5 protein-coding genes are annotated in these 7136 nt (G+C 41.0%); 1 reads left to right on the top strand and 4 read right to left on the bottom strand.

Going from position 1 to position 7136, the window contains the following annotated elements:
• Positions 1-162 precede the first annotated feature (162 nt).
• Positions 163-2814, bottom strand: a complete 2652-nt coding sequence (gene ppc, locus JQC92_RS11195) for a phosphoenolpyruvate carboxylase (RefSeq protein ID WP_204999733.1) — start codon at positions 2812-2814, stop codon at positions 163-165.
• Positions 2815-2901: 87 nt separating this feature from the next.
• Positions 2902-3363 (bottom strand): GNAT family N-acetyltransferase, encoded by a 462-nt coding sequence (locus JQC92_RS11190; protein WP_204999732.1) that lies wholly within the window; start codon positions 3361-3363, stop codon positions 2902-2904.
• A 368-nt stretch (positions 3364-3731) separates the two neighbouring features.
• On the opposite strand from JQC92_RS11190, the gene JQC92_RS11185 reads away from it, so the two are divergent.
• The gene (locus JQC92_RS11185; protein WP_338049507.1) at positions 3732-4943 is read left to right on the top strand and encodes a cyclic di-GMP phosphodiesterase; all 1212 of its coding nucleotides are present in this window, start codon (positions 3732-3734) and stop codon (positions 4941-4943) included.
• Here the strand turns inward: JQC92_RS11185 and JQC92_RS11180 are convergent.
• Together JQC92_RS11180 and JQC92_RS11175 are read right to left on the bottom strand one after the other, a co-directional pair.
• Positions 4937-6307 (bottom strand): ATP-binding protein, encoded by a 1371-nt coding sequence (locus JQC92_RS11180; protein ID WP_204999731.1) that lies wholly within the window; start codon positions 6305-6307, stop codon positions 4937-4939. The genes JQC92_RS11185 and JQC92_RS11180 overlap by 7 nt on opposite strands.
• Positions 6308-6337: 30 nt before the next feature.
• Complete coding sequence (locus JQC92_RS11175; RefSeq protein ID WP_204999730.1) at positions 6338-7030, bottom strand: response regulator; 693 nt, start codon at positions 7028-7030, stop codon at positions 6338-6340.
• Between the last annotated feature and the right edge of the window lie 106 nt (positions 7031-7136).

Here is a 7136-nt window from a genome sequence, read left to right as displayed (position 1 = left end):
TTCAGACCCTGCCGTTAGCCAACAACGCCCTTGCCATTCGGATTATCTTCCCCTCAGTCGGGGCGATACAGGTTTCTTTCAACCTGTCGGGTTTGCCAGCTTCGCTGGGCAAACAAAAAAGGCGCAATTTAAGTTGCGCCTTTTTCAAATTATCTCTCACTTCTATCCCGTATTGCGCATGCCTGCGGCAACACCTGCAATCGACAGCATTAATGCTAATTCTAAATCTACTGAAGAATGCTCATTTTTGCGAGTACGAGATAACATTTCTACTTGTAAAAAGTGCAGAGGATCAATGTATGGGTTACGTAAATTGATCGACTCTCGACTCCATGGTGTCATCGACATCAGCGTATCTGATCCGCTGATCTCGAGTAACGTATCACGGCCGTTATACAAACGTTCCCGTAATTTGTCACCTAAATGATGTAATGATTTATCCACTAAATAGGTTTCATAGTATTTGGAAATATCTGGCTCGGCCTTAGCATAAACCATTTCTAACATTGACAGTCGCGTTGTAAAAAATGGCCATTCCCACTGCATTTCTTTCAAAATAGGCAAGTCGCCATCGTCCATCAGCTTCCTCAGTGCTTCACCAGCACCTAACCACGCCGGCAGCATCAAACGATTCTGTGACCAAGCAAAAATCCAAGGAATGGCACGTAAGCTTTCAATACCGCCATCTACACGGCGTTTCGCTGGCCGACTCCCGAGGGGTAATTTACCAAGCTCGACTTCTGGCGTCGCACTTCTGAAATACTTCACAAAATCAGGCTCACCACGAACAAAGTCGCGATACGTTTTCACTGAGATTTTAGACAGCTTGTCCATTGCAGCACGCCAGCTCGGCTTGGGAGCCGGTGGTGGTAACAATGTTGCTTCAATGACTGCTGATGTGTATAAGCCTAAACTCTTACACGCTTGTTTTGGTAAACCAAACTTGAAGCGTATCATCTCGCCTTGCTCAGTTACGCGAATACGACCATCTACTGAGCCTGGCGGTTGAGACAAAATAGCTTGATGAGATGGACCACCACCACGTCCGATAGAGCCACCGCGACCATGGAATAGCGTCAGTTTAATCTCTGCTTTTTCACACACATCAACCAACTCTTCTTGTGCTTGATACTGTGCCCAAGCAGCAGCCATGGCTCCAGCATCTTTTGCAGAGTCAGAATAGCCAATCATGACCTCTTGTAAACCTTGGGTGTAACCTTTATACCAATCAATTGCGAGTAAACGACCAATACAATCTGCGGCTCCATTCAAATCATCCAGAGTTTCAAACAGTGGTACGATTCGCATTTGATGTGGGCAACAAGACTCTTTCAATAACAATAATACTGATAGGACATCTGACGGATTACTTGCCATTGAGATAACATATGATCCCAAGGCTTCTTTCGGCTGTTGTGCTACGAGATGAGCAGTATCGATCACTTCCTGAACGTCGGCAGATGGTTGCCAATTTGATGGGATCAGCGGCCGTTTACTTTGCAGCTCTTGCAGTAAAAACGCTTGTTTTTCCTCTTCAGTCCATGACTGGTAATCTCCTAGGTTGAGATAACTTACGATCTCCTCAACCACTTGGGTGTGACGAGCGGAATCTTGTCGAATATCAAGTTTCAGCATGTTAACGCCAAAACAAGCGATACGTCGTAAGATATCCAACAACTTACCGTTCGCAACGATTCGCATACTGTTTTCACACAAACTGTTATACAGCATCATCAATGGTTTTCTGAGATCGTCCACTTGCCATATCAAAGTGTGCTTATCAAGATCTGGCTGGTGCCCTTCTAATCTGGCATCAAGATAACCGATCGTTTCTTCAAGCTTAGATCTGAGATTTCTTAATACAAATCGATAGGGTTCTGGTTTACCCTCAACATAATCTTGCAGCTCTTGATTGGCTTGCTCCATCGACAACTCACCAACTAGCTCATTAATATCTTCGATATAAAGCTCTGCAGCGGCCTTACGGTTCCGCACTAAAACTTCTTTGGTGACCTTAGCGGTCACAAAAGGGTTACCGTCTCTGTCTCCCCCCATCCAACTTGAAAAACGAATAGGCGCAATATCGATCGGTAGTTGCTCACCAAAATGATGCTCGAGTTGATCGTTTAATTGCCTAAAGAACTCTGGCATTGCTTGCCATAAGGAAGTTTCAATGGTCGTCAGCCCCCATTGCGCTTCATCAATCGGTGTTGGACGCTGGCTGCGAATTTCGTTGGTATGCCAAATTTGCGCAATTAACTCTCTCAATCTCAAAGTTACTTTACGTTGTTCAATTTCAGATAATTTTGGGTTTTCTTGTTCTGCAAGACAGTCTACGACAGCTGCATATTTCTGAATCAAGGTACGACGAGAAATCTCAGTTGGATGCGCCGTTAGTACTAAATCGATTTCCATTTCCTTTAAACAATCAATGAAATCGGATTTCGCATCAGTCACTTGATTTTTTATCTTATGGAAAACCTGTTCCATCGGATCTGGTGCACACACTTTTTCATCACAATCACGACTGATTGAATGGAATTGCTCAGCCATATTCGCTAGGTTTAAAAACTGGTTAAATGCTTTTGCGAAAGGAATGAGTTCTTCATCAGGTAAATCGGTCAATAATTCGAGTACGTGTTTTTTAGCATTATCATCACCTTGGCGTGATTGCTTTGCGAGCACTCTGATTTGCTCAACCTTGTCAAGAAACTCTTGACCGAGATGAGCCTTCATCGTCTCACCTAGGATTTGCCCTAGATTGCTTACGTTTGAACGCAACGATGAATACATATCAACCGAATTTGGTTCCATAACTTCTCCGAACTTGTGAAAGAAACTTACAGCTTACCTCTACTCTACAAGATTATGTAAAAAATGAAAGCGATGGATAAGTATGTTTTATACGACGCTTTTGGCCAGTAACATCTTGTATTCAGAGTAATCTTGACTCTCGTTATTCACGTTTAAAATCTGATACTGATGCTTTATCAACATCGACAACATACCGTTGTAGCGGTTCTGTGTCTTAACTTTAAGAATTTGATAGCTTTGTTCTTTTACCCAGTTTTCCTGAGCAATAAGTAAAGTTTCTGCAACCCCAATTTTACGAAAATCTTGTGCTACACCACCAACCCAACTATAAAAACTTTTTTCGTCTATCTCATAACCGAGTTTGTATCCTGCAATATCACCTTCAACAAAAGCCAGCAACAACAAAAATGGTTTATCTGCGATGCGTCGTTCAATCTCTGTAAGAGATATCCCTGTGTCTAATTCAGGAATTTGTTTATTTAACTCATCTAAATATTGAGTATTGAAGTCTTTGAGTGACGTTACAGCTTTAATAGTGACTTTATACATGAATCGACCAAATTTTAAGCAAAACTCAATAATATCAGATATTGAACAAACTGGTAATACCAGTCTTAATTAATGCTATGAACATCACAATGTTTGCGTGGTTCATGTTCATGAATAACGAAGGAGTTTCGACGTTGAAAGCGTCGATGTAACGTCTTAATGAATCTAATTTGTATATTTTCCGCATGAATAATTAACAAATCATTAACTATTTATTTTAGAGATGGCCTTAATACTTTTGATTAATAACTTCATTTTTTGCTCATATGTTAACCAAACAGCTGTTTTAACGACGTTCTACACATAAAAAGGTGGTAACATTTCATTCGGTATAATGGATTTAATCCCATCATTGGAGGTTGTCTGCTGTGAATGAGCAGTCACAAGTCGCTGCACAGGTATTCAAGTTACCTGTTGCTAAGCTGAACATAGGAATGTTCATCACTAAAATTGAAACCACCAGCAGTAAGATTGTGATTTCTAATGCCGGTCAAATTAGAAACCTTGGTGATATTCATAAATTAAGGCAACACAAAATCAAGTTTGTGTGGGTTGATGCTGAACGCTCAGCTTCGAATTGCGGTTTGCCAACCCCAAAGCCTGCAGCTCATACATCTACAGATATCGATCCCAATACATCAGCAAACGCTTCACTATTTTCACGTGAACAAAAGCACGATAATGCCAAAGAATTAATCGGTGAAGCAAAGGGATTGATCAAAAAGGTACTTGCCGAAACCTTCGAAGGAAAGGCCATTGAAGTTGCACCTTTCGAAGTGTTGGCAGATAAAATGATCGAATCAATGATCACAGATTCCGATGCCATGCAATGTATCGCCGCATTAAGAACAAAAGACGCCTATTTATTGGAACATTCCATTAACGTTGCCTTCTTGTTGGTCACTTTCGGTCGCTTCTTAAAGCTTAATCGAGACACTCTCAAGCAACTTGCTGTTGGTGGGTTATTGCATGATATTGGTAAAATTTATATTGATGATGCCATCCTGCACAAACCTGGCAAATTGACTGATGCAGAGTTTGCCGAAATGAAAAGCCACCAAACTCATGCTATTGATATCGTGGCTCAAACACCTGGTCTTTCTCAAATTACTCAAGATGTCTGTTTAATGCATCATGAAAAACTGGACGGTAACGGCTATCCAAGAGGCTTGAATGCTGAGCAAATTCCAATGCACGGTCGCATGAGTTGTATTGTTGATATTTACGATGCGCTAACAGCAACCCGTTGTTATAAAGAAGCAATGAGCCCTGCTGCGGCTTTTAAAATACTGCTAAAACTGACACAATTCCATTTAGATAAAGAACTGGTTTATGATTTTATTCGCTGTATTGGCGTTTATCCTGTTGGCTCACTTGTTGAACTCTCCGATGGGCGAGTCGGTATCGTTTGGGAAGCAAAAAATCGAAATGTGCTCCATCCTGTCGTCAAGTGCTTCTACTCATTGACTTACAAACGTTATGTCCAAGTAGAGAATGTCGATTTACTGAAAAGCGATCTCAATATTGAGCGAGGGATCTCGCCAAGTTCATTGGATGTTGACCCGACACCATTCTACTGATCTGCAATGCCATTGATTGGCAAGGATATGTTGATCTCTAAACCATGCGGCTCAATATTTTTTGCCGCAATTTGGCCATGATGAGCTTTTATCGCCGCAGCCGTAATGGCTAAGCCCAAACCCCAGCCTCCTGTTGATCTATCTCTGGCACTATCTGGTCGATAAAACGGCTCAAAAATGGCATTGAGCTCTTTTTCTTCAATACCAGGGCCATCATCATAAATTTGAATGAAAAGATTTTGGTTAGATTTAGTTACGGTAATTGATACTTTATTTTCAGCATATCTAACCGCATTTCGTAGCACATTTTCTACGGCACGCGATAACAAAGTTGGATAGATGAACATTTGTAAATCTTCAATATCGGTATTTGCGAACAGTAGCTTTCCTTGCTGTTCTGCCTCAAAATCAGCATCATCAATCACTTGCTGAAGTACATCGATAATAATGGTTTGTTGCCTTAAACGGGATTGACTGATGGTGGCTCTTGAGAGTGTTAATAGCTCTTCAATTAATTCTTCAAGCTGTTCAGCTTCGTAGCCAATACGTTCTATCTCACTGCTTTGTTGCCCTTTTTTTCTCGCCAGAGCTAATGCCAACTGCAGACGAGTGAGTGGCGTTCGCAGTTCATGAGAGACATTACCTATCAGTTGTTGCTGCTGGTTTAACATCTCTTCAATTGCGTTCGCCATTCCATTAAAAGCACGAGCAAGCTGACCGACTTCATCACCTCGATCAGCTGTTTTTTGAATCACACGGTTACTTAAGTCACCTTGTGCCAATTTATCTGCGCTTTGTTTTAACTGTTTTAACGGCTTACCTAAGTGCCAAGCCAACAAGCTGCATAACAGGCCAGAGAGTATTATGGCAATCAATAAAATGGACAATTTGTTGTCTGCAAAATACAAAAACCATGGCTTAGGGTGACGATTCTCAACTTGCCCATATAAGCTGTATTCGCTGCCATTGAGCAAGAATGTGTATGGACCAAAAAATAACTGCTTGCGAAATTGGTGCTTTAACGGCTGCCCCTCTTCTTCCACCAAAAACATAAAATGTCTGAGTAAACGACTGTTTCTAATGTAATTTAAAATGTTGCCTTCACCATCTACGAGGTACAGCTTAAGAGACTGGCCTTCATAGTCTCGGACTTTTTGCCATCCATGAAATTGTTTTTTAGTCAGTAGTAGTGGCTGTTTTTGAATACGTTTACTGGTTTTTTTTAAGATTCGCTGCAAGTGATCCGGTAAAGGTGCTCTATCGTGTTGTTCTTGTAACAATGGCAATAAGGCCACGGCGCCCAACGTAATAGAACTGCACAACCAAAAACCTAAGAGCAATTTGATGAATATTCGATTCGGCATCTGCAAGCGACCTCTTTAATTTAATTCAATTTAAGGCAACCAAATGTATCCTTTACCACGTACAGTTTTCACTCGTGGACGTTGATCTTTTCTTTCTGGTAGCTTTTTTCTTAAATTGGATAAATGCATATCTAAACTGCGATCAAAGGGCATAAGCTTCTTACCCAACACTTTTTCGCTGAGTGCTTCTTTACTGACCATTTCACCTGTGTTTTCAACTAGCTCATATAAGAGTGAAAACTCACTTCCTGTAAGTTCGAGCAGTTGCTCATTGCAATAAGCTTCTTGCCGACGAGGATCCAGAGTTAAGTCTTCGTATGATGTCGTTTCATCTGATAATGCGGTTTCGCCGGCGGCGGTAATTAAACTGCGACGTAATATCGCTCTAACTCTTGCTACCAACTCTCTGTCATTGAATGGTTTTGGTAAATAATCATCTGCACCAATCTCTAAACCCACCACTCGATCAATTTCATCGCCTCTTGCTGTTAACATCAGCACTGGGGTTTGTTTCTTAAGCCTCAGTTGTTTGAGCAAATCAAAACCATTCATCTTAGGTAACATCACATCCAACAGAATGAGATCATAGTTCCCAGCTAACGCTTTATCTAGACCTTGCTGACCATCATAAGCCAGTGTCAGTTCAAACCCTTCTAACTCTAGCAATTGAGCGAGTAAATCAGCTAAACCATGATCATCATCAATCAGCAATATTTTATTCATAGCGACCTCTTCTTGTTGAATGCATAAATCGGTTTGAACGTATTATTGATAGTAGCATTTTAACAATAGCTTTAAATTGATAATCAGACATTTACATACTTTTACT

This window comes from Parashewanella hymeniacidonis (assembly GCF_016900895.1).
Taxonomy (GTDB): domain Bacteria; phylum Pseudomonadota; class Gammaproteobacteria; order Enterobacterales; family Shewanellaceae; genus Parashewanella; species Parashewanella hymeniacidonis.
Note: the sequence above shows the minus strand (reverse complement) of the source record. Positions and strands in the feature narration are given on the sequence as shown.

Excerpts from the sequence above, each read along its gene's own strand:
- ppc (WP_204999733.1), bottom strand. The coding sequence starts at position 2,814 with ATGGAACCAAATTCGGTTGATATGTATTCATCGTTGCGTTCAAACGTA.
- JQC92_RS11180 (WP_204999731.1), bottom strand. The coding sequence starts at position 6,307 with ATGCCGAATCGAATATTCATCAAATTGCTCTTAGGTTTTTGGTTGTGC.
- JQC92_RS11190 (WP_204999732.1), bottom strand. The coding sequence starts at position 3,363 with ATGTATAAAGTCACTATTAAAGCTGTAACGTCACTCAAAGACTTCAAT.
- JQC92_RS11175 (WP_204999730.1), bottom strand. The coding sequence starts at position 7,030 with ATGAATAAAATATTGCTGATTGATGATGATCATGGTTTAGCTGATTTA.